The following is a 26,556-nucleotide window of genomic DNA, read 5'->3' on the forward strand; positions in this document are numbered from 1 at the left end:
GATCAGTATATGACCAGGTGCCTTTTTTATTGCTCAGATTTTTTAGGTTTAGACCTGATCCGAGCCATACCACATTGGTTGTGATGCGATCCGGCCCATCGTAGAGAAAACCATTTTTCCTCTTTCCTCCCTTCAATGTTTCTTATTGATTTCATCATTCATATAGATAGCCACCTGCAGGAGCTTGTCTCGGAATACGGGGCATGGGTGAATGGCATTCTTTTTCTGATCGTGTTTTGCGAGACCGGGCTGGTCGTATTTCCTTTTCTGCCTGGAGATTCCCTGCTGTTTGCCGCAGGTTCACTGGCATCACTGCAGGGGTCACAGCTCGACCCTCATCTCCTGTTTGCCGGACTGACGCTGGCGGGTATTCTGGGAGACAGTGTCAATTACTGGGTAGGTAAAAAATTCGGAATAACGATTTTTACTTCAGGAAAATTCCGTTTCCTGAAACAGGAACATTTGGACAAAACGCACGCCTTTTACCTCAAATATGGTGGCAAAACCATCATCATCGCCCGCTTTATCCCCATCATCCGTACATTTGCCCCGTTTGTCGCAGGTATTGGCACGATGCCTTATCGCAAATTCATTGCTTACAACATCATCGGTGCCGTTCTGTGGGTCGGCATATTCGTTTACGCCGGATTTTATTTCGGGCAACTGCCGCTGATACAAAAAAATTTCAAGCTTGTCATTCTTGCAATCATCATTTTATCGATCACCCCTCCACTCATCGAATATCTCAAACACCACTTCGGGAAAAATAAGCGGGATGTGAGTTGATCTGCTTTGTTCGGATACGTTAGATAACAAAAACCTTATGCCACTGCCTGCCGTCGGCCAGGGTTTCTCAGGAGGGAAGGCAGGATGATGAGTGTACAGATCAGGGTAAATGCCAACCCGACCGTAAGTAGGGCCCCCATGCTGGCCGTGCCTTTATGCGATGAGAACATGAGGCTGGCAAAATCAACCAGAGCGGTCAGAGCACTGTAAAAAATGGCCCGTGCCGTACTGGTATGGATCAGGATTTCGTTTTCGACCCTGTTATCCATACTGCGGTGGACCATGTGCAAACTGCTGTCGATACCCAGGCCCAGCAAGAGCGGCAACGCAATGATATTGGCAAAATTGAACGGTATATCCAGCAGAACGGTGAAAACCCCGGTGAATATGCAGGATAACAACAACGGGATCAGCACCAGTACAGTATATTTTATGCTGCGCAGCATGATCAGTAGTGCAACCACCACTCCCACCAGTGCCAATGAAAATGCCTGGATGAAAGCATCGATTACAGCATCGCCTGCTTCCAGACTGATCACCGGCATCCCTGTCGCCTGGGGAGCCACCTGCTGTACCGATCTGACGAAATGGCGCAGTGATCCGTTATCACCAATGTCTTCCGATGGATACACGGCGATACGATATTCTCCTGTATGGCTGTGCCAGCGGCCGGCGATCGATTCCGGTAATTCCTGTTCACTGAAAGGCACCGCCTCGATCAGATTGTATAAACGCTGAAGTGCGATCGATAACGTGGAAAGCAGATCTTCCTCCAGCGAATGCAGCAGTTTCCGCCTTTCTCCCGAATCTGCTTTATCCAATCGGTCGAGCAATGATGTGACTGAATCTCTGAGCCCCCGTGCAGAAGCCGATACGGCCGAATCAGGGTGCTGGACCAGGTATCGATCCAGTGTCTTATTCAGGGTGGCAAGCGCTTGTATTTGTTGAGATACGGTATGTTCATGTGTGGCTGATCTGGTAACGGACAACTCGGGGCCCATGATCAGTGACATTTCTTCGATGACTGCCAGTTTCGCTTCCTGTTCTGATGGCACGAGATCCAGAATCGAAACCACCTTGCTTACCTCGGGCAACTTGACCAGATTGTCCTGCAACTGCTGGATCTCCTTGTGATCCTCAGTTAGCACAACCGCGTACCACGGTGAATGGTCGGGTGATGCCAGCAACTCGCGGAAGGTTTGAACGGCCTCTCCTTTTGGATCCTGCATATTGAGCAGGTTGTAATCAAATCTGATCTGCGGCCACAGTACGATGGCAAGCAACAGTAACAAACCAACCGAAATATGCGTCAGTTTTCGCCACTTGAGCGAAAATTCGAGCGCCTTGCCCAGTGTTTTTCTATGGTTGGGCTCAACAACCGATTTCCCCGATAAATACCGCAATAATGCAGGCCCGATGATGAAGGTGACGATCAGGCTGATCAGCATACCTGTACCGGAAATGATGCCCAACTCTGCCACTCCGCTGTAACTGGTCGGTATGAATGCGTAGAAACCAAGCGCATTTGCAACGGTGCAGGCAGTCAAGGCAACACCGGCTTCGCCTCCGGCCTTGTATATCGCGTCGTTCACGGACAGCCCGCCCTCCAGCATTTCCCGGAAGCGAAGCAGGAAATGGATGGCAAAATCCGCACCCAGGCCGATATACAGCACCGCAAAAGCGATGGATATCACGTTCAACTGACCAATTGCAACCGTTGCAAAAGCGGCTGTCAGAATCAGACCCACTCCCAGGCAAATCAGCACGGCAAGAGTCATACCCACCGTATGCATGGCTGAGTAAAGTACCGCACCCACCAGGATGAATGTAACCACTCCGGCGACTTCCATACCATCCAGTGAACTCTTGAGCTCGTCATCCGCCAGTGCCACGTCTCCCGTAATACGCAGTTGGATCGGGCCATCATCCGTCAAACCGATCTGCTCTGCTGCCGCACGCACCGCCAGTATGGGCTGCTTGCCTGGAAGCAGCTCAGAATAATCCGGCCTGGGTTTGGCAATGATTATTTCCTGATAGCTGATTTTGACAGGCTCACCACGAAACAGCGTCTGCCACGACAATGGTCGTGATTTTCCGGCAAGCTGCGCATTCAGCGTTTCACTCACACCGCTGAAAACCGGCCCCAATTCCAGGTACTGGCCTTTATTCAATTCATCAACCGCCTGCGTGAGCAACCCAGTAAAGGAATACAATGTGGGATCACGGCTGATCTGTGCAATCAGTGGCTGTGCCTCAGCCAGATGATCTGCAATGTAATTGAGCTGTGGAATATCTTCATAGAGCAGTCCGTTACGCCCGAAAAAATCATCCGTACCGGGTGCATAAACATCGGAAAAATTTTTACTGTCTTTTTTCAAAGATGCTGCCAGACGACTCGCAGTGGAATAAGCCTGTTCAGGAGTGGGCGCACTCAGCACCAGCAGCAGAATGCCCGAATCCTGCGGAAATGCTTTGTCGTACTTTACGCTATTGATACGAAACGGCAAATTCTCGGAAAGCATATCCGTAGTATCGGTATTCATGCCCAGATTGCGTGCGGTATAAACCGCACTTGCCACGGTAAGAAGCAATGCAATCAGCAAAACCCAGGGAGCGTAGCGATAACTGAAGCTGGTACAAAACGCGAAAAGATTGTAGGTACGGTTATGTGAAAATTTCATTGTTCCCTGCCCTGGTTCCAGATCATATATTGCATTTCAGATTTCTTATTACGAACAGTATTTTAGAGCAGTTGGAGTGAAAATACCGTCAGATCTCTGTCATGATGGCTGCACAAAGCAAGTGCGGGTAATACCAATAAAGAATAATTGACGCGAGAATTGCTCGGGAGATGCAGAATGAATCAGATGTCCAGCCATGCTATGCACTGACCAGTAGTTCAGTGCAGGGAATCCATAAAAGATCCAGGATTCCCCATATTTTTAAAGGCTGATCAGCTCCGGAAAGCTGATCGTGAATCTATTTTTCTCAACCGCTTTTATAAATCCTGATTCAGCCTTTGTTGCTGTTGATAAGCAGGTTGGATAGAGGACCGATCGGCTCGAATGTTTTCAACAAGGGAATATCCTCTTTGCTTATCCAGCGGATATCCGTATCAAACGTGTTTTGTGGTCCCCAGCTGCCGGTAAATTTCTTACCATCAGGCGTGAAAGTCCAGCACATTTCCTCACCCGGAGTATTGATGACATCACCGAGATTGATCGGTTTTTGCCATTCTCCCCTGGCATCCTGATGTGAGATCCACATATCGTGCCCACCCCGGGAATCCGGATCGATCCGTGTGCTGGTGATGACCATACTTTTGCCATCTTTCGATACCCCGGTCCAGTGCATGTGGTCACGCTGCGGAGAATTGATTTTCGCCCCCAGGCTCACCGGTTTCTGCCATACACCATTCTTCTTCTCGACTTTCCAGATATCACTCTCCTGGGTGATCCCGGGTTGGCTGTAGTTGAAATAAATCAGGCTGTCAGAAACGATGATCGGACAATGCTCTTCGCCGGTCGGCGTATTGATACTGGGAAGTTCCGGAACATCGTTCCAGTTTCTGGCCGACTGCCATACACCATTCACTTTCTGAACGACATAAAGATCGCCCGACAGCAGGTTACCCGGTTCATATCTCGTGAAATAAATGACATTGCCATCATCCGAGAAACTCGGCTCCAGTTCCCAGGCTGCTGTATTGATATTCGGCCCTACCGTCGGATCGATGTCAGCACCGAGATGAACAGGTTCCTGCCACACACCATCCACATTACGCGCCATCCATATATCGAAATTGTAAGGAGTGCCAAGGGATTCGACACTGCCCGCGCGGGTCGAAACAAAAATAGCTGTTTTACCATCGGCACTGTAAGTAATCTCTATTTCCGAACCCGGCGAGTTGATGGGTGCGCCCATATCTTTCGATGCAGCCGGCGGCTCAGTCACTCCATTATCCTCGGCTCCATGCATGCCCGGCATGGCATATGACAGATTACTTGCCAGTATTAAAACTGGTAACGCAGCACAAAATTTCATAACAGAGCTGTCTTTCATTCTGTTTCTCCTCTTCTCCAGACAAAAGTAAACCAATCGTTCTCTTTTCGAGATTGAGAAGGTATACGATGAATTATCGGGATGTCAAGCTGGAGAAATAGAGCCACCTTTCACTCTATTTCTCCTCCTGAGATTAATGAGTTGAACTTATTACCAACACTCATCAAGTGAATTCACGGTAAATGGACGACACATCTCTGCTACTTCATTTTCCGCTCAAGACGTTTTGCAGTAGTAAATCATTCAGCCGTTTGACGAAACCGGCCGGATCTTCAAGCTGTCCTCCTTCGGCCAGTAAAGCCTGATCAAACAGAATGTGGCTCCAGTCAGCAAACTTGGCTTCTTCATATTTCAACCGCTGAATCATGGGATGATGCGGATTGATTTCCAGGAAGGGTTTGCTGTCCGGAACTTTCTGCCCGGCAGATTTCAACAAACGCCCAAGATTGCCACTCACATCATGAGTATCAGCCACCAGACAGGCGGGTGATTCTGTCAGGCGGTAGGTGATACGCACATCTTTGACCTGTTCGCCCAGCACTTCCTTCATTTTGTTTGTCAATTCCTGGAAATCCCCTGCCTCTTTTTCATGCTCTTTCTTTTCTTCTTCGTCTTCCAGTTTGCCCAGATCCAGATCACCCTTGGCAATGGATTGTAAAGACTTGCCCGCATATTCATTCAGATTAGCCACCAGCCATTCATCGATACGGTCACACAACAGCAGTACCTCAATTCCCTTCTTACGGAATATCTCCAGATGCGGGCTGCTTTGGGCAGCCTTCAGGCCGTCAGCAGTAATGTAATAGATTTTTTCCTGTTCCGGCTTCATCCGGGCAATGTAATCATCCAGCGAAACAGTCTGTTCTTCACGCTCATCATGTGTCGAAGTGAATCTCAACAGCTTGGCGATACGCTCGCGGTTGCTATAGTCTTCTGCAATTCCCTCCTTCAGCACCTGGCCGAATTCGCGCCAGAAGGTTTTGAATTTTTCCTGATCTTCACTCTTGTCACTCGTGGCAAGCTCTTCGATCAGTCCCAGCACCTTCTTGACCGAGCCTGCACGAATACTGTCGATATCTTTCGACTCCTGCAGAATCTCACGCGAAACATTCAGAGGCAGATCACTGGAATCAATGATACCGCGGACAAAACGCAAATATCCCGGCAACAGTTTCTCCGCGTCATCCATGATGAATACCCGCCTGACGTAAAGTTTGAGACCATGGCGATGTTCACGATCAAACAGATCAAACGGGGCATGAGCCGGGATATACAGCAACTGGATATATTCCTGCTTACCTTCGACTCGGGCATGCACATGAGCAAGTGGTGGTTCGAAATCATGAGCAACGTGCTTATAGAATTCGTCGTACTGCTCCTGCGTAATTTCATTCTTTGGCCGCGCCCAGATCGCGCTGGCCTGATTAATGGTCTCATCCTCGTCACTCAACCGGTACGATTTGCTCTCGTCATCCCACACTTCCTTTTTCATGATTATGGGAAGCGTAATGTGATCAGAATACTTGCGGATGATGGAACGCAGCTGAAAACTGCTCAGCAGTTCATCTTCTCCTTCCCGCAAATGCAGAACGATTTCAGTACCTCGACCCAACTTTTCTACAGTTTCCAGCGTGTACTCACCCTCCCCCCCGGATTCCCAGCGCACACCGTGTTCGGTTGTCAATCCGGCGCGACGCGTAGTCAGGGTTACTTTATCCGCAACAATGAATGCCGAATAAAAACCCACACCAAACTGTCCGATCAGGTTGGCATCCTTGGCCTGGTCACCCGTCAGTGAATCAAAAAATTCACGCGTACCGGATTTAGCAATAGTCCCGATATTGTTGATCACTTCCTGTCTGGACATACCGATACCGTTATCGGTAATCGTGATGGTGCGAGCCTCTTTATCGTAAGCAATACGGATCTTAAGATCAGGATCGGATTCGTACAGCGCCGCATCGGACAACCCCTCAAACCGCAGCTTGTCTGCCGCATCTGATGCATTCGAAATCAACTCTCGCAGAAATATTTCTTTATTGCTGTACAGGGAATGGATCATCAGCTTCAAAAGCTGGTTGGCTTCAGCCTGAAAGTTCAAATGTTCGATGTTTTCCGCAGTTTGCATGCTTTCCTCCTTTAAAAATACGCTAACATTGTGCGGTCAGATTTTCTGATTTCAAGCTGTTTCAACTTCGAAACCCTTATTCCGCAATTTTTCACTTTGTTAGATTTGTATGAAATTGTTATCTTTTATTTTTCTGGTGTCGCTGTGTGCTGTTACTTCTCAAATCAACGCTCAGGCGCCAGAACTGCCACTCGACAAAATCAAGTTACCGCCAGGTTTTTCCATCAGTGTCTGGGCGAATGTACCGGATGCACGCACTATGACACTGGGTGACAAAGGAACAGTATTTGTCGGCTCAAAATCAGCCGGTAACGTTTATGCCATCACGGAAAAGGCGGGAAAACGCCAGGTCCGAATCATTGCCAGCAAGCTTAAAATGCCAAATGGAGTCGCATTTCATGATGGGGCATTATATGTCTCCTCTGTCAACAGGATCCTGCGTTTCGATGATATCGAGAACACACTCGACCAGCCTTTACCGCCGCACATTATAACGACCGATTACCCCAAGGAAACCTACCATGGCTGGCGTTTCATCGCATTTGGCCCGGATGGTTGGCTGTATGTCCCGGTTGGTTCATCCTGCAATGTCTGTGAGACAGATCTGGAACATTATGCCCTGATATCACGTATCCGACCTGATGGTACAAATTATGAAGTATTCGCAAAAGGTATTCGTAATACCGAAGGATTTGATTGGCATCCCGTCACTAAAGAGCTATGGTTTACCGATATCAGCCGGGAGTGGATGGGAGACAATTTACCGCCCGATGAGCTGAATCATGCATCTGCTCAAGGCTTGAATTTCGGCTTTCCGTATTGTCATGGCAGGGAAGTTTCTGATCCCAAACTCGGAGCAAAGCATGATTGTAATAAATTCATCTCTCCTGTCACTGAACTTGATCCTCATGTTTCTCCCATGGGAATGCGATTTTACACCGGGACCCTGTTCCCTGCTGAATACCATGATGGCATTTTCATTGCAGAGCATGGTTCATGGAACCGCAGTACAAAAATCGGCTATCGCCTCGAATGGGTGCAACTCGAGGTAAATAAAGTCGCCAAAAAAGAAATTTTCGCTGAAGGCTGGCTGCAGGAAAACGAAGCCTGGGGCAGGCCGGTTGATGTTCTGGTAATGCCGGATGGCGCGTTGCTGGTCTCGGACGATATGGCGGGTGTGGTTTACCGTATCAGCTACGAGCAACCATAAGAACTGTCTTCACCTGCCAGTTCAAGCCCGAATCACATGGAATGCTGAATAGCGGATAGACTCAGTCCCATGAGCATCTGAGGGAACATGCCCAGCAATATGATGGCCAGACCATTCACGCTAACAAGCACTTTAACGTCTGGCTTGAATATAATCGGCTGGGTTTGTTCCGGCGCATCGAAATACATAAATTTGATGATGCGCAGGTAGTAAAACGCACCTATCAGGGAAAGCATGACTGCAACCACTACCAGCCAGACATACCCCGCTTCCAGCACGGCCTGTAACACAGAGAGTTTTGCGTAAAATCCGATCATGGGTGGAATACCAGCCATCGAAAACATTACCAATAACATCATGAAAGCAAGCCATGGACTGCGCTGGTTAAGCCCTTTGAAATCACTGATCTTATCCGCTTCAAATCCCTCTCGCGAAACCAGCATGATGATGCCAAACGCGCCTAAGGTCATCAGCACGTAAGCGATCACATAAAACATGGACGAGCTGTAGCCATTTTCTCCCGCTGCGATAAAACCGAGCAGAACGAAACCCATATGTGAAATAGTGGAATATGCCAGCATCCGTTTAATATTCTGCTGTGCGATCGCCACGATATTCCCCACAGCCATGGAAGCAACCGCCAGTAATACCAGCATCCCCTGCCAGTCAGTCACGAGATCCCCCAGCCCTTCCACCAGCAATCTCATGACAAAACCGAATGCGGCAAATTTGGGTGCTGATCCGATGAATAAAGTAACTGCCGTAGGCGCACCTTCGTAGATATCCGGTGCCCACATATGAAACGGTACCGCACTCAGCTTGAAACCGATGCCTGCAACAACGAAAACCAGTCCAATGATAAAAATTTCATGATCTGCCTGACCGGAACCAATGACTTTTGCCAACTCCGGCAAATGCAACGTACCGGTCGCACCATATAGCATGGACATACCGTACAACAGAAAACCGGAGGCCAGTGCACCCAAGACAAAGAATTTAATGGCAGCCTCGGTTGCAACGGCTGATTCACGCTGTAATGCCACCATGGCATACAGTGAAAGAGACAGAAGCTCAAGCCCCAGATAAAGGGTTATCAGGTGGTTTGCCGAAACCATGACCATCATGCCCAACGTTGCAAACAGTGCAAGGCTGAAAAACTCACCTTTCAACAATCCTCTGGTACTGATATAGGATCGGGAGTAGATCAATACCGCTGCAACCGTCACATAAATCAGCAACTTCAGCGTATCTGACATCGCATCACCGACGAACATGCCAGAGAATGTGTATCGAACTTCTGTGGAATAAATTCCACAAGTAACCAGTGCACATCCTGCAAGTGTCAGTAAAGATAAATAAAACGCCAGATAGCGATTTCTCTCACCAGCAAATAAATCGGCAAGCATCACCACACAAACCATGAACAGCAGGAAAATTTCAGGGTAGGCTGGTGTAAAGTCAGGTAACAGAAAATCCATGAAAAATCCTTAATTCCCGGTCAGGAAAAAACCTTCATCATCCAAAAATATTATTCAAATATCTCAAAGCTTGGTACGTGAGACATGTTCAAGTAGATTATCAACCGTGACATGCATGACCTCAGTCAGTGGTAACGGATAGATACCAAACCCCAGAACCATTACCGCCAAAATAGCCAGGATCAGAAACTCACGTGAGGAAATATCCTGCATCCCTTCTACATTACTGTTGGTAACTTCACCAAATATGACCTTTTTATACATCCATAAAGTATAGGATGCACCGAGTATCAAAGTGAGTGCCGCGAAGAAGCCATACCAGAAATTGACTTCGATGGATCCCATGATGACCATGAATTCCCCGACAAAACCACTGGTACCCGGCAATCCGGCATTGGCCATTGCAAACAGCATGAACAGTGCCGCAAATACCGGCATCCTGTTCACCACACCACCATAATCTGCAATCTGGCGAGAATGCAGGCGGTCATACAGGACGCCTACGCACAGAAACATTGCGCCTGAGATGAATCCGTGAGAAATCATCTGTACCATGGCTCCCTCGATTCCGTATGCATTAAACAGGAAAAAACCCAATGTCACGAACCCCATGTGGGAGACCGACGAATACGCAATCAGTTTTTTCATATCCTGCTGCATCAACGCAACGATACCAATATACACAATTGCAATCAGGGATAAAGCAATCAGGACTCCCGACAGCTCCTGGCTTGCATCCGGAGCCACGGGCAAAGAAAATCTGAGAAATCCATATCCACCCAGTTTCAGCAGGATGGCGGCCAGTACGACAGATCCTCCGGTAGGTGCTTCAACGTGTGCATCGGGCAACCAGGTATGTACCGGCCACATCGGCACCTTGACCGCAAATGCAAGCATGAATGCAATGAATATCAGAATCTGTGCCGTCATCGGTAAAGGCAGATGATGATAGTCCAGAATCGAGAAACTCCCCCCTGAAGTCTGATACAGATAAATCAGGGCAACGAGCATCAACAATGAGCCGAGCAAAGTATAAAGAAAAAACTTTATGGCAGCATAAATCCGGTTAGGTCCTCCCCATACACCGATGATAATGAACATCGGTATGAGTGAAGTTTCCCAGAACGAATAAAACAACACGGCATCCAGGGAGGAAAATACACCATTGACGACACCGGACATGATCAGAAATGCTCCCATGTATTGAGCAACACGCTCCTGAATCACCTCCCATCCGGCAATCACAATAATCGGGGTTATAAAGCAGTTCAGAATGATCAGCGGCATCGATATTCCGTCCACTCCCAGAGAGTAGAAAACATTGAGCCGCTCAAACCAGACGAGATGTTCCGTAAACTGCATTGCACTGGTCGACGGATCAAATCCGCTGTAGAGAGGAAGAGCTACCAGAAACCCGGCCACAGCCCCAATCAGGGAGAACCAGCGTACAGTCCGTATATTCCGATCGCCCATTATCAATACGATCAAACCGAAAATAATTGGCAGCCAGATAATCAGACTTAACAGCGGAAATCCAAACAACATGATCTTTTCGTCTCAAATTGCATATCAATGCGTATTATTTATCTCAGAGAGTCAGCAACAGTAAAAACTACTTCTTCCCTGAATCCTAGAAATGAAACAGCCACAGACTCATCAACACGAAAACACCTACAATCATGCTGAATGCGTAATGGTAGATATATCCTGACTGGAATCGACGAGCTACCGTAGAAAACCATGCAACAGCTTTTGCAGAACCATTCACCATCAAACCATCAATAACTTTGATATCTCCGTATTTCCAGAGAACACTACTCAGGGAACGCAAGCCACCCGCAAACAGCCATGAATAAAATTCATCGATGTAGTACTTGCGATCCAGAAGAGTATAAACAGGGCCGGCAATTTTCCGAATTTTCCCCGGCAGTTCGACCTTATACTGATACAGGAACCAGGCAGTAAAAATACCGGCCATCGCCAGCCAGAAGGGCAGTGTCATCAATGAATGGACCATCATGCCCACTATACCTGTGTAGTGTTCTTTCATGAGCGCCACCACATCATGCTGTTCCTGTATTTCAATAACCCCGGCAAAATAATCTCCAAAAAGCAGCATACCAATCAACCACCCTGATGCGACAGTTGGAACAGCCAGCACGACCAGCGGAATTGTTACTACCCAAGGTGATTCATGTAAATGCTCCCGCGTATGCTTATCCATTCGTGGCTCACCATAGAAAGTCATGAACATCAGCCTGAAGGTATACAATGCAGTAACAAAAACCGTTGTCAATACACAGAAATAGGCAAAGCCCGACCCGGGAAGCTGGGAAAAATGCACCGCTTCAATAATCGCATCTTTGGAAAAGAAACCTGAAAATCCGGGGACTCCGGCACTGGCCAAAGCAGCAATAAACATGGTCGCAAAAGTAATTGGCATATACCTTCTAAGCCCTCCCATCTTGCGCATATCCTGCTCGTGGTGCATCGCAATGATGACCGAGCCAGCCCCAAGGAAGAGTAAAGCCTTAAAAAAGGCATGCGTCATCAAATGAAAAATAGCTGCTGAGTATGCGGATGCACCCAGTGCGACTGTCATATAACCAAGCTGCGACAAAGTAGAAAAAGCGACAACCCGTTTAATATCATTCTGAACTACTGCAACCAACGCCATAAACAGCGTCGTAATACCTCCTATTACCAGAACGGTCGACAGTGCAGCTTCAGAATGCTCAAACAGTGGCGACATACGGGCCACCATAAATATACCGGCTGTCACCATAGTGGCAGCATGTATCAAAGCGGATATCGGCGTGGGCCCCTCCATTGAATCCGGCAGCCAGACATGCAAGGGAAACTGGGCAGATTTACCCATCGCCCCGACAAATAACAACAGGCAGATAACAGTCATCAACATCCAGGACTGGCCAGGCCATATTTCGACTGAACGGGATGCCATATGCGTTGTATGAGCAAACACAAGTTCGTAATCCAATGTACCGAAATACATCAGTACCAGACCAATCCCAAGCAAAAAACCAAAATCTCCGACTCTATTGACAAGAAAAGCTTTCAGATTCGCATAGATTGCCGTGGGACGGGTGTACCAGAATCCGATCAAGAGATAAGAAACCAATCCAACAGCTTCCCAGCCGAAAAACAACTGCAGGAAGTTATTGGACATCACCAGCATCAGCATCGAAAATGTAAATAACGAAATGTAGCTGAAAAAGCGCTGATACCCGGGATCTCCGTGCATATACCCGATCGTGTATATATGGACCATGAGCGATACACTGGTCACCACGACCATCATCGTGGCAGACAAGGTATCTATCAGAAAGCCGATTTCAAATATCGTCTCACCAGATGTCAACCAGGTATAGACACTGCCGTTATAAGTATTCCCCTGTAGTACATCGATAAAAATAATGATGGAGGAGATAAGTGACAGCGCCACTAAAATGATCGTTGCACGATGGCTCCATATCAAACCAACCCGTCGCCCGAAAAGGCCAGCAATAATGGCTCCCAACAAAGGGGCCATTGGAACCAGTAAATAAAGATTTTCCATGTAAGCCATCAATTACCAGAATTGGTTTAACAAATTGCTTTTTATCTCAAAGAAACAGGGAATGCTCAACCTTTTAATTCATCCAGATCATCTACGTTAATAGTGTGCAGATTTCTGAATAGAGCAACTAAAATAGCCAATCCGATGGCTGCTTCAGCTGCAGCGACAGTCAGAATAAAAAATACGAAAATCTGCCCTGCCGTATCCTGTAAAAAATGTGAAAAAGCGACAAAATTCATATTGACGGCCAATAGCATCAATTCAATCGACATCAGCAGAATAATGACATTTTTCCTATTGAGAAAAATACCAACGACCCCAATGGCAAACAGGAGAGCACCCAGCACAAGATAATGTGATAACGATACCAAGATGATTACCTTTTAGATGAAGAAAATAGGAAACAGATGGGGATCCTGAGCAAAAGTTATTCTTTTCTTTCTGCTGGTATAGATATAACTTTTAACCGTTTTTCACGACTAGCAGTTACTTGTTTTGAAACATTCGAAGATTTTTTATCTGTTCGATAACGCAATGTTATAGCAATGGCAGCAATCATTGCCACCAGAAGAATAACGGCTGACAATTCAAAAGCATATACGTAGTCGGTATAAAGCAATTGTCCCAATTCTTTCGTATTACTGTAGTCCGCTGATTTGGGAGCTGAAATTTGTATATTTTCAGGTCCGAATTGCTTGCTCATCAGTACCATCCCTATCTCACCTGTCATAATCAGGGCCAGTACGGCACCAAACGGGAACCACTTCCAGAATCCCTCCCGCATACGTTCCAAATTGATATCCAGCATCATTACCACGAACAGGAACAACACCATGACTGCACCGACATATACCAGAATCAGAACAATGGCCAGGAATTCTGCTTCAAGCAGTAACCATAACCCGGAAGATGTCACAAAAGCGAGCACCAGTAATAGCGCCGAGTGAACAGGATTGCGCAGTGTAATCACTCCCAGTGCAGCAATGACCACTACACTCGCCAGGCTATAAAAAACGAAATCCTGTAAATTCATAAACTTATATCTGTTTGTTAGCGATAAGGAGCATCTGCTGCCCTGTCTCTGGCTATCTGTTCTTCATAGCGGTCACCCACTGCCAGCAGCATCTCTTTCGTATAGGTCAGATCTCCACGAATTTCGCCATGGTATTCCAGGACACGAGTCTCAACAATCGCATCAACCGGACAGGCTTCCTCACAGAATCCACAAAAAATACATTTAATCATGTCGATATCGTAACGGGTAGTCCGGCGCGTACCATCGTCACGCTGTTCTGATTCGATAGTAATCGCCAGGGCAGGACATACAGCCTCACACAGCTTGCATGCAATACAACGTTCTTCTCCGTTAGGATAACGGCGCAACGCATGCAACCCCCGAAAACGAGGTGATTGAGGTGTTTTCTCTTCCGGGTAATGTACAGTGATTTTGGGTGCAAACAGGTAACGCCCTGTTACTTTCATTCCTTTCAGCATTTCAACCAGCAGAAAGGATTTAAAAAACTGTTTGATACGTTCCATTTCGCTATTACTCTCAGTTAAACCAGAGATTCAACGGGAAATTTTGCCGAACAGTCTCTGGCAATTGCATCACCATGCCCAGCAATACAATCCAGACAAGGGTGAGCGGGATAAATACCTTCCAGCCCAGTCGCATGATCTGGTCATAACGATACCGCGGAAAAGTAGCACGGAACCAGAGAAAAAAGAACAGCATGAAGGCTATTTTCAGGAGCAGCCACACCATTCCAGGAATCAGATTAAAAGGAGCAATATCCACAGGGGGCAGCCAGCCGCCCAAGAACATAATGCTGGCCAAAGTTGCAACCAGAATCATGTTGGCATACTCAGCAAGGAAAAATACCGTAAAGGCCATGCCTGAATAATCCACATGGAAGCCGGCGACGATCTCTGATTCCCCTTCCGCCACGTCAAAAGGTGCCCTATTCGTTTCAGCCACACCGGATATAAAATAAACCAGAAACATCGGGAATAACGGGATCAGGTACCAGTTCAGAAAACTGCTACCCTGCTGACCCGCCACAATATCTCCCAAGTTGAGGCTTGAAGACATCATCAATACACAGACCAGTGCAAACCCCATTGCCAGCTCATATGAAACGACTTGTGCAGCAGAGCGCATAGCTCCCAAGAAAGCATATTTTGAATTTGATGCCCAGCCAGCAATGATGACACCGTAAACTCCCAGCGATGTCATGGCCAGAATATAAAGCAGGCCTGCATTGATATCCGCCAGCACCAGTTCCGGCGAAAAGGGAACAACAGCCCAGGCGGCCAATGCAGGCCCTATGGCGAGAACCGGTGCAAGCAGAAACAGGAATTTATTAGCGCCTGTCGGGACAATGATCTCTTTCATGATCGCCTTGACGGCATCGGCTATAGGCTGTCCCCAACCACGCAACCAAGGGATATCAAAGAAAGTTACCCTGTTTGGCCCTACCCTGACTTGCATATAAGCGATAACTTTTCTTTCTGCAAACGTAAGGTAAGCAACTGCCAGAAGTAACGGAATGACAATCGCCAGGATCAGTAATAGATTCTTTATCAACAGAAAGAAAGGTTCTCCCCACTCACTGCCAAATAATTGCTCAAATAATGGTTGCAAGCTATCCATTGATCAAATCCCGATCTAGATTTCTATAATTTTTCAAGCTCGATTTCATCGAACATCCCGCCTAATCTAGATGTCTGTGAGTGAGCACATGCCAGTCGGATACAATTATCAGGCAGGTTAGTATCGGCAGAAATTTCCAGCTGAATCGTCTCATCCTGCTGTTTTATTTTGATTGTTTCACCTGCCTGTATTCCAGATTTATTAAGCAGGATGGGTGAAGCAAACGCAACGGGCAGTGCAGCATCATGTGTTTTCTGTAATGAGCCTGCCCGCCTTACGATTGGATCAGCCTGATAAATTGGTATCTCACCAATCCTTTCAATGCCACTATTTTTTTGATAGTTCCCCGAGACTGAAAACGCTTCCAATGCATTATTCAAGCCACACACAAATTCTTCTTCTGCAGATACTATTTCTGTACGAACCTGTTCTGATGAATCGTAATCAAACCCTTCCAGCTGTAACAGGTTTCCCAATACCCGCAAGACTTTCCAGGCAGGACGTGCTTCGCCGAGAGGAGGTACTACACCACTGAAACTTTGTATTCTTCCTTCAGTATTAACAAAAGTACCGGATGTTTCAGTAAAAGGAGCAACAGGTAAAATAACATCTGCATAATCAGGAATATTTCCTTCGTAACTGCTTAATGAAACTACAAATTCAGCTTGATTCATTACCTTAAGTGCCCGCCCCGTATCATAACAATCCAGTTCCGGCTCAAGGTTCAACAGTACGTAAGCACTACAGGCTGATTCACCATCGGGCACGCCTAACCCCAGCATCTGTCCCGCATTTAAACCAACGTTCTCGGATACAGTTTTATTTACAGAATTAGCCCCAGTACTCCATGGTAACGCACCCACAGAATAGGCTCCCACACTATTTGCAGCTTCACCCAGCAAACCAAACCGTGCCTCAGTTATTTTTGAAACAGCCAGTGCCGCACAATGTAAATCAGAAAAATGAGGGTGATGCTGAGCAAGATTACCCAGAAAAACAGCCACCGGAGCGTGGTTGATGAGACTATTCGCAATTCCCCGTGCAACTTCAGAAACTTCAACTGCATTTGCAGCAGATTTAATATGCCCCGGCACAGGAACATTCTTGATTTCTGCTGCTGCTTTAAGTACCTGTAATACCATGTCAAGCATGGCTGAAGGAGCAACAATCGCGCAATGGGTAACCGTAGTCAACTGATCATCACCTGATGGATTGATCAGATTTAACTGCCCCCCTTGTTTTACCGCTTGGCGCATCCGTTGGGCAAGTAGCGGATGGTCTTTGCGCAGTGTGCTGCCAATGACCAATATTGCTTTCAACTGTGAAATCTCGGCAATTTGCATTCCCAGCCATGGCGTTCCTCGCAATACGGCATCGGTACGAAAATCAGATTGGCGCACCCGATGATCGATATTGTGACTCCCTAATCCACGCATCAGTTTTTGCAGTAAGTAGAGCTCCTCCAACGTGCTATGGGCAGATCCTAATGCACCTACACTCTGAGGGCCCTGCTTTTTAATCACATTACTGATGCCCTCCGCAGCATAAGCCAAAGCCTCCTGCCAGCCACATACCTGCCATTGTCCGGATTTTCTGATCATTGGTACCGTCAAACGGTCTTCCGAATTCAGTCCTTCATAAGAGAACCGGTCTTTATCCGACAACCAGCATTCATTGACAGCCTCATTCTCACGCGGGAGTACTCGCATGACCCGATTTTTCTTCACTTGTACGATCAGATTACTACCCAATCCACAGTGTGGACTGATCGACTTTCTGCGCGATAACTCCCAGGTTCTTGCTGAATAGCGAAAAGGCTTACTGACCAGTGCACCAACCGGACATAAATCGATTACATTACCGGAAAGTTCAGAATCAACCGCTCTGCCGACGAACGTCAGAATCTCGGAGTGTTCTCCTCGGCCAGCCATTCCAAGCTCCATGATTCCGGCGATCTCCTGGCCGAAACGAACACACCTCGTGCAGTGGATACAGCGAGTCATGTCCGTTGCTATGAGCGGGCCAAGATTTTTGTTGGTCACGGCCCGTTTGGGTTCCTGATAACGGGAACCACTTGAACCATAGCCGACAGCCAGATCCTGCAGCTGGCACTCTCCTCCCTGATCACAAATCGGACAATCCAGTGGGTGATTGATCAATAGAAATTCCATCACCCCTTTTTGTGCTGTCACCGCCTGCTGAGAGTGTGTCGATACTTTCATCCCTTCGGCTACCGGTGTTGCACATGCAGGTAACGGCTTAGGCGCTTTTTCGACTTCTACCAGACACATCCGGCAATTAGCCGCTATTGACAACTTTTTGTGATAACAAAAATGGGGAATATAGACCCCGAGCTGCCTGGCAGCATCCATTACGGTACTACCCTGCGCAACGGTTACCTGTTTGCCATCAATTTCAATATTAATCATCAGCAATAAATCCCAGAATCAGTGGGAATCAGATAAACATGACATAAAAAACCACAGCCCACCTAGACCATGCACTTTTTATGTTCGATATGGAAAACAAATTCATCCCGGAAATGCTGCAGCATCGCTCTCACCGGCATTGCGGCAGCATCACCCAATGCACAGATAGTCCTACCCTGAATGTTATCTGCAAGATTATCAAGCAAATCCAGATCTTCAACTCGCCCCTTTCCATGCTCGATCCGGTTGATGATCCGGTAAAGCCAGCCAGTTCCTTCCCGGCACGGGGTACACTGGCCACAGGATTCCTCATAGTAAAAATAAGAAAGTCGCTCCAGTGCGCGCACCATACAGGTCGTGTCATCCATGATGATCACTGCACCCGAGCCCAGCATGGAACCCGCTTTTGCTATCGAGTCGTAGTCCATATCCGTTTCCATCATGATGTCACCAGGCAGAACCGGCATTGATGAGCCACCTGGAATACATCCTTTTAATTTTCTGCCATCACGCATCCCGCCAGCAAGTTCCAGCAGTTTTACAAAAGGTGTCCCCATGGGTACTTCATAGTTACCCGGCTTATTGACATGCCCGGAAACCGAAAATATTTTGGTACCGCCATTATTTGGTTTACCGAGCTGCAGGTAACGTTCTCCTCCGTTACGTATGATCCAAGGGACAGAAGCAAATGTTTCTGTATTGTTGATCGTCGTAGGTTTACCGTACAGACCAAAATTAGCAGGAAATGGCGGCTTAAAGCGCGGCTGACCTTTCTTACCTTCTATGGATTCCAGGAGGGCGGTCTCTTCCCCACAAATATAGGCACCGTATCCATGATGGTTATAAAGTCGGAAACTAAAACCGGAGCCCAGGATATTATCCCCCAGGAAACCTGCGACATTGGCCTCTTCGACGGCTTCCTCCATGCGCTCGTAAACATCCCATATTTCCCCGTGTACATAGTTATAACCAGTGCGGATACCCATCGCATAGGCTGCAATCAACATACCCTCAATTAAGATATGAGGATTGTAACGCATGATATCACGGTCCTTGAATGTACCCGGTTCGCCCTCATCAGAATTACAGACGAGATATTTCTCACCTGTATACTGTTTGGGCATGAAACTCCACTTCAGCCCCGTCGGAAAACCCGCTCCGCCGCGGCCGCGCAATGCAGACTTCTTGACTTCATCAATTACTGCTTCTGGAGAAATTTTCTGTAAAAGAATTTTTTTTAACGCAGCGTATCCATCACGCTTCAGATAACTCTTTAATCGCCAATTATCCCGATCTGCAATATCCACGCCTGCCATGATGACTTGAGTAGGTTGAGTCATCCCTTTAATTCCTCAAGCAGTTTATCTATCTGGTCGTCAGTCATAAAACTGCACATACGCTTGTTATTGACCAGAAGTACCGGTGCATCCCCGCAGGAACCCATACATTCACCTTCTTTGAGAACGAATAACCCGTCTGCCGTAGTTTCATTGAAACCAATACCCAGTTTCTGTTTAAGATAATCTGCTGCCTGGTTTCCACCTGACAATGCACAGGGCAGATTGGTACAGACCGTAAGCTTGTACTTCCCAGTTGGCTTCAGGTTATACATGTTGTAGAAAGTCGCAACCTCATAGACAGCAATTGCAGGCATCTCGAGATAATCCGCAATAAAATCCATCGTTTCAGTTGCCAGCCAACCTTTTTCATCCTGTGCAATCGCCAGTGCAGACATCACAGCCGATTGTTTCCGGTCGGCAGGATATTTAGCGATTTCCCGATCAATTTTTCTCAGAGCTTCAGTGCTTAACATCGACGAACTCATCTGTCTATCTCACCGAATACAATATCCTGAGTACCAATGATTGCTACAAGATCGGCAATCATATGTCCCCGGGTCATTTCATCCAGTGCTGCTAAATGTGCAAATCCAGGAGCACGAATTTTCAGGCGATAAGGCTTATTAGCACCATCTGAAATAATATAAATACCAAATTCACCCTTAGGATGCTCCACAGCGGCATAAGCTTCACCCCGCGGAACGTGCATACCTTCCGTGAACAATTTGAAGTGGTGGATCATTTCTTCCATGTTCTGCTTCATGGCCAGCCTGGATGGTGGGGCAACCTTATGATTGTCAGTAATCACAGGACCAGGATTCTTTCTCAACCATTCGATACACTGCTCTATTATACGATTTGATTGGCGCATTTCCTCAATACGCACCAGGTAGCGATCATAACAATCACCATTAACGCCAACGGGAATATCAAAATCTACCTGATCATAAACTTCATATGGCTGCTTCTTGCGCAAATCCCATTCCACTCCGGATCCACGCAACATTGGACCGGTAAAGCCCAGTGCTTTGGCACGATCAGGTGAAACCACCCCAATATCGACCAAACGCTGCTTCCAGATCCGATTATCTGTCAGTAATGCTTCATAATCATCAATGTAGCCTGGAAATCTGCGAGTAAAATCCTCAATGAAATCAAGCAGAGAACCTTGCCGATTTTCATTACGTGCGCGTGTTGCCTTCTCATTGTGTATTGCAGATGACTGGTACTGTGGCATACTGTCAGGCAGGTCACGATAAACTCCGCCCGGCCGGTAATAGGCGGCATGCAACCGGGCCCCTGACACTGCCTCATAACAATCCATCAGATCTTCCCGCTCACGGAAAGCATATAGAAAAACCGTCATTGCCCCGACATCCAGTGCATGAGCACCCAGCCACAACAAATGATTGAGGATACGTGTTATTTCATCAAACATTACACGAATATATTGTGCCCTGATAGGCACCTCAATCTGTAACAGCTTCTCGATCGCCATCACATACGCATGTTCGTTGACCATCATGGAGACATAATCCAGACGATCCATGTAAGGTACTGACTGTACGTAAGTCTTGTTTTCTGCCAGTTTCTCCGTAGCCCGGTGCAGTAATCCGATATGAGGATCAGCACGCCGGATCACTTCGCCGTCCAGTTCCATCACCAAGCGCAAAACACCATGAGCTGCAGGATGCTGCGGCCCAAAATTCATAGTGTAATTACGAATTTCAGCCATTTCCCAAACATCCTCTCATTTTTAAATCCCATACGCCTCGGCAATCAGTCATAGAGTGCTTCATATTTCATCTCTGCCATATTGTTCTTCACGGATGACATACGGTGTAATTTCACGAGGCTCAATTGTAACAGGCTGGTAAATAACCCGTTTCTGATCAGGGTCATAACGCATTTCCACATGTCCCGACAAAGGAAAATCCTTACGAAAGGGATTTCCAATAAATCCATAATCCGTAAGAATTCTTCTGAGATCAGGGTGATTATTGAAAACAATTCCAAACAGATCAAACGCCTCGCGCTCAAACCAATTAGCTGAAGGCCATACAGGCATCACCGAATCGACCATGGGAAATTCATTGTCTTCCGCGAAAACACGCACACGCAGCCGGTGATTATGTTTGACTGAAAGCAGGTGGTACACGACAGCGAACCGCCTATCCTCTCGTTTATATCCAGCATGTGTATCCGTCGAATATTCACTGTAATCCACGCCACACAGATCAACTAGCGTATCAAACCCCAGATCCTGATGATTTCTCAGTACTTCGGCAATATCTGGCAGATCTCGGGAATGTACCAGAAGCGTCAGTTCCCCAAGTGCACGGCTGATATCAAGCTGCCAATCACTCAATACCCTCTGTAAATTCGCCGCAAGTTTTTCAAGGCGACTTTCTGTCATTTCACCTCCCCTTAAACTAGCGCGCGATTGTATTGGTACGCCTGATTTTATTCTGTAACTGGATGATTCCGTAAAGCAGTGCCTCTGCAGTAGGCGGACAGCCCGGCACATAAATATCGACAGGTACTATCCGGTCACATCCACGCACGACTGAATAAGAATAATGATAATATCCGCCACCATTTGCACAGGATCCCATGGAGATTACCCAGCGAGGTTCAGCCATCTGGTCATAAACTTTACGTAATGCAGGTGCCATCTTATTACACAGCGTCCCGGCAACAATCATGACATCCGACTGACGGGGACTGGGGCGAAAAACAATACCGAACCGATCCAGATCATAACGTGATGCACCTGTTTGCATCATCTCGACCGCGCAACATGCCAATCCAAAGGTCATAGGCCACATCGAGCCAGTACGCCCCCAATTGATCAAGGAATCAAGGCTGGTCGTAACAAATCCTTTTTCTAATGCACCCTCAATACCCATTATTTAATCCCACTCCAAAGCACCTTTGACCCATTCGTAAATAAAACCTACTATGAGTAATCCAAGAAATACCAGCATCGCAACAAAACCAAACCACCCGATTTCTTTCAAAACAACCGCCCAAGGAAATAAGAACGCAATTTCCAAATCGAATAATATGAATAAAATTGCGATCAGATAATAGCGCACATCGAACTTCATACGCGCATCTTCAAATGCACCAAAACCGCATTCATAGGGTGACAATTTTTCGGTATCCGGTTTGTTTGGCGCAAGCAACCATCCCGCCAGCATTGCCAACACGCCAATCGCCAGCCCGACCAAAATAAATAACAAAATCGGGAAATAATTCCCGAGCATGGTGTTCAGCATCTTCAATATCCTTACTAAAATCACCAGACTCAGGTCACATAATGACCTGACATTTAAATATGTTTGCTTGGTGCCGACGGCGAGAATCGAACTCGCACAGCTTTCGCCACCGCCCCCTCAAGACGGCGTGTCTACCAATTCCACCACGTCGGCCAGAAATCTCAACCGCCCGCTTTCCAGTGAGCAAAAGTTATTCGGGAATCTCTCCAACTCTGGAAGCAGCATCCCCCTCTCCTTCCTTATCTGGGGTTCCAAGTTTATCTCCTCCTGCAGGAGCAGCTGCTTCACCCGATTTCATATCCAATTTTTGCATGACACTCTCTTCACCAGAATGACTGCCACTGGAAAAATATGTCAACGTTAAACTAGTGATAAAAAAAACCGTAGTGGCTAATGCAGTCATTCTGCTCAGGAAATTAGCCGACCCACTGGCACCGAATAAACTTCCGGATGCACCACTACCGAAGGCTGCCCCCATATCAGCACCTTTTCCTTGCTGTAACAGGATCAGAATGATAATTATGACTGCAGCGACGATATGCACTGACCAAATAAGTGTTTCCACAATACATTATCCCTAATTAATTCTGTGCTGCCAGGCAAATCGAAATAAATTCTTCGGCAACCAGCGAAGCTCCTCCGATCAGTCCGCCATCTATATCAGGCATTGCGAACAGTTCACGTGCATTATCCGCTTTTACACTTCCACCATAAAGTATCTGAATATCCCCGGCAATTCTGCTGTTATGAACAGCTATCCGACTTCTTATAAATTCATGGACATCCTGTGCCTGTTGAGGAGTAGCAGTTTTGCCCGTGCCGATTGCCCATACCGGCTCATAGGCTATGACTGAGTGCCGGAGTGTTTCGATACCCGCCAGATCGATCACGGCATCGAGTTGCGTGGCGATCACCTGTTCGGCCTCACCTGATTCACGCTGAGCCAGAGTCTCACCCACGCAGAGTATTGGTGTTATCGAACACTCTTGCGCAGCACGGAATTTTTCAGCCACGACCCGATTCTCTTCACCGAACAGTATTCGTCTCTCCGAATGGCCCACAATCACATACCGACATCCTAAGTCGGTCAGCATATCTGCCGATACTTCGCCGGTATAAGCTCCGTGGTGATATTGACTGACATTCTGCCCTCCCCATGCCACATGAGAACCTTCAAGTACCGACTGTGCCTGTACTATGTAAGGGTAAGGTACGCACACTGCACAGGATACATTCTGCAACGAACGGGTTCCTGAAACAACCGCTTCAAGTAACTCCTGATTCCGAGCCAGGCTGCCATGCATTTTCCAGTTCCCGGCTACAAATCCTGCACGCCCCATCACCCCTCCTGTTTATCCAGCTTCAGACTCGTAAAACCGGGGGATGCTACCCGCGAAACCGGGTTGCGTCAATGCCCGTATCACCTGATCTGATGTATCCACGACTGGAATTACTCTGATTTACTGCGTCCTTAAGCAAAATATAATAAAATACTGTACATAGTATTTTGCATAAATTTGCCCCCCCCCCCGTTTAACCAAGGTTGACATGAAAAAACTCGTTCTCCTGCGACACGGAGAAAGTATCTGGAATCAGGAAAATCGCTTTACCGGCTGGACTGATGTCGATTTAACGCAGACAGGGTTAAAAGAAGCCAAAGATGCCGGCAGACTGCTTCGCGAAAACGGCTTTTCCTTTGACATTGCTTATACATCCTTACTCAAGCGGGCAATTCGCACACTCTGGATCGCACTGGACGAAATGGATCAGATGTGGACCCCGATCGAGCTCAGCTGGCGACTCAACGAACGGCATTACGGAGCGCTCCAAGGTCTGAATAAAGCAGAAACTGCTAGACAATATGGTGATGAGCAGGTGCTCGTCTGGAGGCGTAGTTACGATATCCGCCCGCCTTCCATCACAACCGACGATGAACGCTATCCTGGACTTGATCTTCGCTACAGAAACCTATCATCCAACGATATTCCAATTGCGGAAAGTCTCAAGGATACGGTCGCAAGATTTCTGCCCTACTGGAATCAGTCAATCGCTCCGCAAATCAAGGCAGAAAAAAAGGTAATCATTGCTGCACACGGAAATTCGCTGCGCGCCTTGATCAAACATCTCGATAATATCTCGGATCAGGATATCCTGAATTGCAACATACCTACAGGGATTCCCCTGGTCTATGAGCTGGATGATGACTTGAAACCGCTCAACAGTTACTATCTGGGAGATGCCGGCCGGATCGGAGAAGCCATTTCGACAGTCGCCAATCAGGGTAAAGCCGGAGCCTGATGTCTGCTGATTTAATTACGAGCTCAAAATCACCGCAACCTTGCCTTTCCCGGAAAGCAAATGGATTGCTTAAAGCTACCTTTCTGCTGCTTTCAGTCAATGTATTTTCACCTTCCTTGCTGTATGCACTCCCCCAAGCCAACCGGGATAATCAAAAACAGTTACAGGAACTACGTACCCGCATTGATACTCTGCAGAAGGATCTGGTCGATAAAAAATCTTCCAGAACCAAAGCTGCTGATGCATTGCGTGAATCTGAACAATCCATAAGCGATCTGTACGCTAAACTTTCCCGGCTCGCACAACAGCAGAAAGAGGCACAAGAAAAGCTGGATCAACTGCAAAACGAATCAGCACTGCTTCAAGACAATATCAGCAACAGGCAGAAACAGCTTGGAAAGCTGATCTATCATCAGCATCTGGCAAAATATGGAAATTACTTGCCATTGTTACTCAAGCAACAAAACCCGGCTCAAGCTACACGTAATTTTTATTATTACAGTTATATTGCACAGGCACGCTCAAAAAATATCGATAACTTACGCAACCAACTGACCGCTTTAGATGCACTGGCTCACAAAAGCCATATTCAGAATGAATCGCTTAAACGGATACATAACGAGCAAATCCATCATAAACGACAGCTTGAACTGGAAAAAAACCGGAAATCAGAAATTCTGGCAACACTCTCTGAAGAGGTTACCCGCCAGCAGAAAAAAATTGATGAACTAAAACAAGATGAGCAACGTCTTTCCAATCTCATTGAGAAACTTAACAGACAACTTGCCCGAAAAAAAAGTACTCCGGCCAAAGCAGACGGAAAACCGGTACTACGCAACGATAAATTACCTGATATCACTGGATATAGGGGTTCTTTTGCAGCGCTGAAAGGGAAGTTGAGACTGCCTGTCAAAGGGGAACTAGTCAATCGCTTTGGAAGTCCGCGCGAAAGCGGAAGTATCAAATGGCAAGGACTGTTCATTCGCTCTGCCGGAGGTAACGAGGTCAAAGCGATTGCGGGTGGAGAAGTAATATTTGCTGACCGGTTGAGAGGATTTGGAAATTTAATGATTCTGGATCATGGCAACCACTACATGAGCCTGTATGGTAATAATGCAGCAATCCACAAACGGGTAGGCAGCAAGGTTAAAAGTGGTGATACGATAGCAACCGTTGGTAACAGCGGTGGCAATGCTGAAACAGGTTTATATTTTGAACTCAGATATCAGGGGAAGCCGTTTGACCCGTTGAGCTGGGTAAAACTGGAGTAATCTGGATTAAACCGATCCCTCTAACAACTTAAATTTTAATTGG

The 26,556-nt window shown here is 47.0% G+C and carries 23 protein-coding genes and 1 tRNA gene; 4 read left to right on the top strand and 20 right to left on the bottom strand.

The window, feature by feature from the left end:
- Nucleotides 1–135 precede the first annotated feature (135 nt).
- The gene (locus tag ABUL11_RS00155) at nt 136–786 is read left to right on the top strand and encodes a DedA family protein (protein WP_350281841.1); all 651 of its coding nucleotides are present in this window, start codon (nt 136–138) and stop codon (nt 784–786) included.
- A gap of 35 nt (nt 787–821) precedes the next feature.
- Here the strand turns inward: ABUL11_RS00155 and ABUL11_RS00160 are convergent, their stop codons facing one another.
- The 3 genes from ABUL11_RS00160 to htpG form a co-directional block, all read right to left on the bottom strand.
- The gene (locus ABUL11_RS00160; protein WP_350281842.1) at nt 822–3,467 is read right to left on the bottom strand and encodes an MMPL family transporter; all 2,646 of its coding nucleotides are present in this window, start codon (nt 3,465–3,467) and stop codon (nt 822–824) included.
- 331 nt (nt 3,468–3,798) lie between these two features.
- Nucleotides 3,799–4,848: a hypothetical protein gene (locus tag ABUL11_RS00165; RefSeq protein WP_350281843.1), complete on the bottom strand. Its 1,050-nt coding sequence runs from the start codon at nt 4,846–4,848 to the stop codon at nt 3,799–3,801.
- Between the two features lie 205 nt (nt 4,849–5,053).
- Nucleotides 5,054–6,976 (bottom strand): molecular chaperone HtpG, encoded by a 1,923-nt coding sequence (gene htpG / locus ABUL11_RS00170; RefSeq protein WP_350281844.1) that lies wholly within the window; start codon nt 6,974–6,976, stop codon nt 5,054–5,056.
- Nucleotides 6,977–7,085: 109 nt separating this feature from the next.
- On the opposite strand from htpG, the gene ABUL11_RS00175 reads away from it, so the two are divergent.
- The gene (locus ABUL11_RS00175) at nt 7,086–8,186 is read left to right on the top strand and encodes a PQQ-dependent sugar dehydrogenase (RefSeq protein WP_350281845.1); all 1,101 of its coding nucleotides are present in this window, start codon (nt 7,086–7,088) and stop codon (nt 8,184–8,186) included.
- A 32-nt stretch (nt 8,187–8,218) separates the two neighbouring features.
- On the opposite strand, the gene nuoN is transcribed toward ABUL11_RS00175, so the two are convergent.
- The 17 genes from nuoN to tpiA form a co-directional block, all read right to left on the bottom strand.
- A complete protein-coding gene (nuoN, locus tag ABUL11_RS00180) occupies nt 8,219–9,664 on the bottom strand; it encodes an NADH-quinone oxidoreductase subunit NuoN (RefSeq protein WP_350281846.1) in 1,446 nt (481 codons plus the stop codon).
- 63 nt (nt 9,665–9,727) lie between these two features.
- The gene (locus ABUL11_RS00185) at nt 9,728–11,209 is read right to left on the bottom strand and encodes an NADH-quinone oxidoreductase subunit M (RefSeq protein ID WP_350281847.1); all 1,482 of its coding nucleotides are present in this window, start codon (nt 11,207–11,209) and stop codon (nt 9,728–9,730) included.
- A gap of 85 nt (nt 11,210–11,294) precedes the next feature.
- Nucleotides 11,295–13,241, bottom strand: a complete 1,947-nt coding sequence (nuoL, locus tag ABUL11_RS00190; protein WP_350281902.1) for an NADH-quinone oxidoreductase subunit L — start codon at nt 13,239–13,241, stop codon at nt 11,295–11,297.
- Nucleotides 13,242–13,306: 65 nt separating this feature from the next.
- On the bottom strand, nt 13,307–13,612 hold the full coding sequence (nuoK, locus tag ABUL11_RS00195; protein WP_350281848.1) for an NADH-quinone oxidoreductase subunit NuoK: 306 nt from the start codon (nt 13,610–13,612) through the stop codon (nt 13,307–13,309).
- 56 nt (nt 13,613–13,668) lie between these two features.
- The gene (locus ABUL11_RS00200) at nt 13,669–14,274 is read right to left on the bottom strand and encodes an NADH-quinone oxidoreductase subunit J (protein WP_350281849.1); all 606 of its coding nucleotides are present in this window, start codon (nt 14,272–14,274) and stop codon (nt 13,669–13,671) included.
- Between the two features lie 17 nt (nt 14,275–14,291).
- The gene (nuoI, locus tag ABUL11_RS00205; protein WP_350281850.1) at nt 14,292–14,780 is read right to left on the bottom strand and encodes an NADH-quinone oxidoreductase subunit NuoI; all 489 of its coding nucleotides are present in this window, start codon (nt 14,778–14,780) and stop codon (nt 14,292–14,294) included.
- A gap of 13 nt (nt 14,781–14,793) precedes the next feature.
- A complete protein-coding gene (nuoH, locus tag ABUL11_RS00210; protein ID WP_350281851.1) occupies nt 14,794–15,894 on the bottom strand; it encodes an NADH-quinone oxidoreductase subunit NuoH in 1,101 nt (366 codons plus the stop codon).
- A 23-nt stretch (nt 15,895–15,917) separates the two neighbouring features.
- A complete protein-coding gene (gene nuoG / locus ABUL11_RS00215) occupies nt 15,918–18,323 on the bottom strand; it encodes an NADH-quinone oxidoreductase subunit NuoG (protein WP_350281852.1) in 2,406 nt (801 codons plus the stop codon).
- A gap of 62 nt (nt 18,324–18,385) precedes the next feature.
- Nucleotides 18,386–19,663: an NADH-quinone oxidoreductase subunit NuoF gene (nuoF, locus tag ABUL11_RS00220; protein ID WP_350281853.1), complete on the bottom strand. Its 1,278-nt coding sequence runs from the start codon at nt 19,661–19,663 to the stop codon at nt 18,386–18,388.
- A complete protein-coding gene (gene nuoE / locus ABUL11_RS00225) occupies nt 19,660–20,136 on the bottom strand; it encodes an NADH-quinone oxidoreductase subunit NuoE (RefSeq protein WP_350281854.1) in 477 nt (158 codons plus the stop codon). Before nuoE ends, nuoF begins: the two co-directional genes overlap by 4 nt.
- A gap of 8 nt (nt 20,137–20,144) precedes the next feature.
- Nucleotides 20,145–21,398, bottom strand: a complete 1,254-nt coding sequence (locus ABUL11_RS00230; RefSeq protein ID WP_350281855.1) for an NADH-quinone oxidoreductase subunit D — start codon at nt 21,396–21,398, stop codon at nt 20,145–20,147.
- A 60-nt stretch (nt 21,399–21,458) separates the two neighbouring features.
- Nucleotides 21,459–22,079: an NADH-quinone oxidoreductase subunit C gene (locus tag ABUL11_RS00235; protein WP_350281856.1), complete on the bottom strand. Its 621-nt coding sequence runs from the start codon at nt 22,077–22,079 to the stop codon at nt 21,459–21,461.
- A gap of 16 nt (nt 22,080–22,095) precedes the next feature.
- A complete protein-coding gene (locus tag ABUL11_RS00240) occupies nt 22,096–22,572 on the bottom strand; it encodes a NuoB/complex I 20 kDa subunit family protein (RefSeq protein ID WP_350281857.1) in 477 nt (158 codons plus the stop codon).
- Nucleotides 22,573–22,575: 3 nt separating this feature from the next.
- Nucleotides 22,576–22,932: an NADH-quinone oxidoreductase subunit A gene (locus ABUL11_RS00245; RefSeq protein WP_350281903.1), complete on the bottom strand. Its 357-nt coding sequence runs from the start codon at nt 22,930–22,932 to the stop codon at nt 22,576–22,578.
- An 80-nt stretch (nt 22,933–23,012) separates the two neighbouring features.
- Nucleotides 23,013–23,097, bottom strand: a tRNA-Leu gene (locus ABUL11_RS00250).
- Between the two features lie 37 nt (nt 23,098–23,134).
- Entirely contained in the window at nt 23,135–23,509 is a 375-nt protein-coding gene (gene secG, locus ABUL11_RS00255; protein ID WP_350281858.1) for a preprotein translocase subunit SecG, read from the bottom strand.
- 16 nt (nt 23,510–23,525) lie between these two features.
- Nucleotides 23,526–24,284 (bottom strand): triose-phosphate isomerase, encoded by a 759-nt coding sequence (gene tpiA, locus ABUL11_RS00260; protein WP_350281859.1) that lies wholly within the window; start codon nt 24,282–24,284, stop codon nt 23,526–23,528.
- A gap of 208 nt (nt 24,285–24,492) precedes the next feature.
- On the opposite strand from tpiA, the gene gpmA reads away from it, so the two are divergent.
- Nucleotides 24,493–25,242: a 2,3-diphosphoglycerate-dependent phosphoglycerate mutase gene (gene gpmA, locus ABUL11_RS00265; RefSeq protein WP_350281860.1), complete on the top strand. Its 750-nt coding sequence runs from the start codon at nt 24,493–24,495 to the stop codon at nt 25,240–25,242.
- On the top strand, nt 25,242–26,513 hold the full coding sequence (locus ABUL11_RS00270) for a murein hydrolase activator EnvC family protein (RefSeq protein ID WP_350281861.1): 1,272 nt from the start codon (nt 25,242–25,244) through the stop codon (nt 26,511–26,513). Before gpmA ends, ABUL11_RS00270 begins: the two co-directional genes overlap by 1 nt.
- The last annotated feature ends 43 nt before the right edge of the window (nt 26,514–26,556 follow it).

Source organism: Nitrosomonas sp. (assembly GCF_040256045.1).
Lineage (GTDB): Bacteria > Pseudomonadota > Gammaproteobacteria > Burkholderiales > Nitrosomonadaceae > Nitrosomonas.

What these genes read in the sequence shown, in the direction of transcription:
- ABUL11_RS00155 (WP_350281841.1), top strand. Translation starts at nt 136, where the DNA reads ATGTTTCTTATTGATTTCATCATTCATATAGATAGCCACCTGCAGGAG.
- ABUL11_RS00160 (WP_350281842.1), bottom strand. Translation starts at nt 3,467, where the DNA reads ATGAAATTTTCACATAACCGTACCTACAATCTTTTCGCGTTTTGTACC.
- ABUL11_RS00165 (WP_350281843.1), bottom strand. Translation starts at nt 4,848, where the DNA reads ATGAAAGACAGCTCTGTTATGAAATTTTGTGCTGCGTTACCAGTTTTA.
- htpG (WP_350281844.1), bottom strand. Translation starts at nt 6,976, where the DNA reads ATGCAAACTGCGGAAAACATCGAACATTTGAACTTTCAGGCTGAAGCC.
- ABUL11_RS00175 (WP_350281845.1), top strand. Translation starts at nt 7,086, where the DNA reads ATGAAATTGTTATCTTTTATTTTTCTGGTGTCGCTGTGTGCTGTTACT.
- nuoN (WP_350281846.1), bottom strand. Translation starts at nt 9,664, where the DNA reads ATGGATTTTCTGTTACCTGACTTTACACCAGCCTACCCTGAAATTTTC.
- ABUL11_RS00185 (WP_350281847.1), bottom strand. Translation starts at nt 11,209, where the DNA reads ATGTTGTTTGGATTTCCGCTGTTAAGTCTGATTATCTGGCTGCCAATT.
- nuoL (WP_350281902.1), bottom strand. Translation starts at nt 13,241, where the DNA reads ATGGAAAATCTTTATTTACTGGTTCCAATGGCCCCTTTGTTGGGAGCC.
- ABUL11_RS00200 (WP_350281849.1), bottom strand. Translation starts at nt 14,274, where the DNA reads ATGAATTTACAGGATTTCGTTTTTTATAGCCTGGCGAGTGTAGTGGTC.
- nuoI (WP_350281850.1), bottom strand. Translation starts at nt 14,780, where the DNA reads ATGGAACGTATCAAACAGTTTTTTAAATCCTTTCTGCTGGTTGAAATG.
- nuoH (WP_350281851.1), bottom strand. Translation starts at nt 15,894, where the DNA reads ATGGATAGCTTGCAACCATTATTTGAGCAATTATTTGGCAGTGAGTGG.
- nuoG (WP_350281852.1), bottom strand. Translation starts at nt 18,323, where the DNA reads ATGATTAATATTGAAATTGATGGCAAACAGGTAACCGTTGCGCAGGGT.
- nuoF (WP_350281853.1), bottom strand. Translation starts at nt 19,663, where the DNA reads ATGACTCAACCTACTCAAGTCATCATGGCAGGCGTGGATATTGCAGAT.
- nuoE (WP_350281854.1), bottom strand. Translation starts at nt 20,136, where the DNA reads ATGTTAAGCACTGAAGCTCTGAGAAAAATTGATCGGGAAATCGCTAAA.
- ABUL11_RS00230 (WP_350281855.1), bottom strand. Translation starts at nt 21,398, where the DNA reads ATGGCTGAAATTCGTAATTACACTATGAATTTTGGGCCGCAGCATCCT.
- ABUL11_RS00235 (WP_350281856.1), bottom strand. Translation starts at nt 22,079, where the DNA reads ATGACAGAAAGTCGCCTTGAAAAACTTGCGGCGAATTTACAGAGGGTA.
- ABUL11_RS00240 (WP_350281857.1), bottom strand. Translation starts at nt 22,572, where the DNA reads ATGGGTATTGAGGGTGCATTAGAAAAAGGATTTGTTACGACCAGCCTT.
- ABUL11_RS00245 (WP_350281903.1), bottom strand. Translation starts at nt 22,932, where the DNA reads ATGCTCGGGAATTATTTCCCGATTTTGTTATTTATTTTGGTCGGGCTG.
- tpiA (WP_350281859.1), bottom strand. Translation starts at nt 24,284, where the DNA reads ATGGGGCGTGCAGGATTTGTAGCCGGGAACTGGAAAATGCATGGCAGC.
- gpmA (WP_350281860.1), top strand. Translation starts at nt 24,493, where the DNA reads ATGAAAAAACTCGTTCTCCTGCGACACGGAGAAAGTATCTGGAATCAG.
- ABUL11_RS00270 (WP_350281861.1), top strand. Translation starts at nt 25,242, where the DNA reads ATGTCTGCTGATTTAATTACGAGCTCAAAATCACCGCAACCTTGCCTT.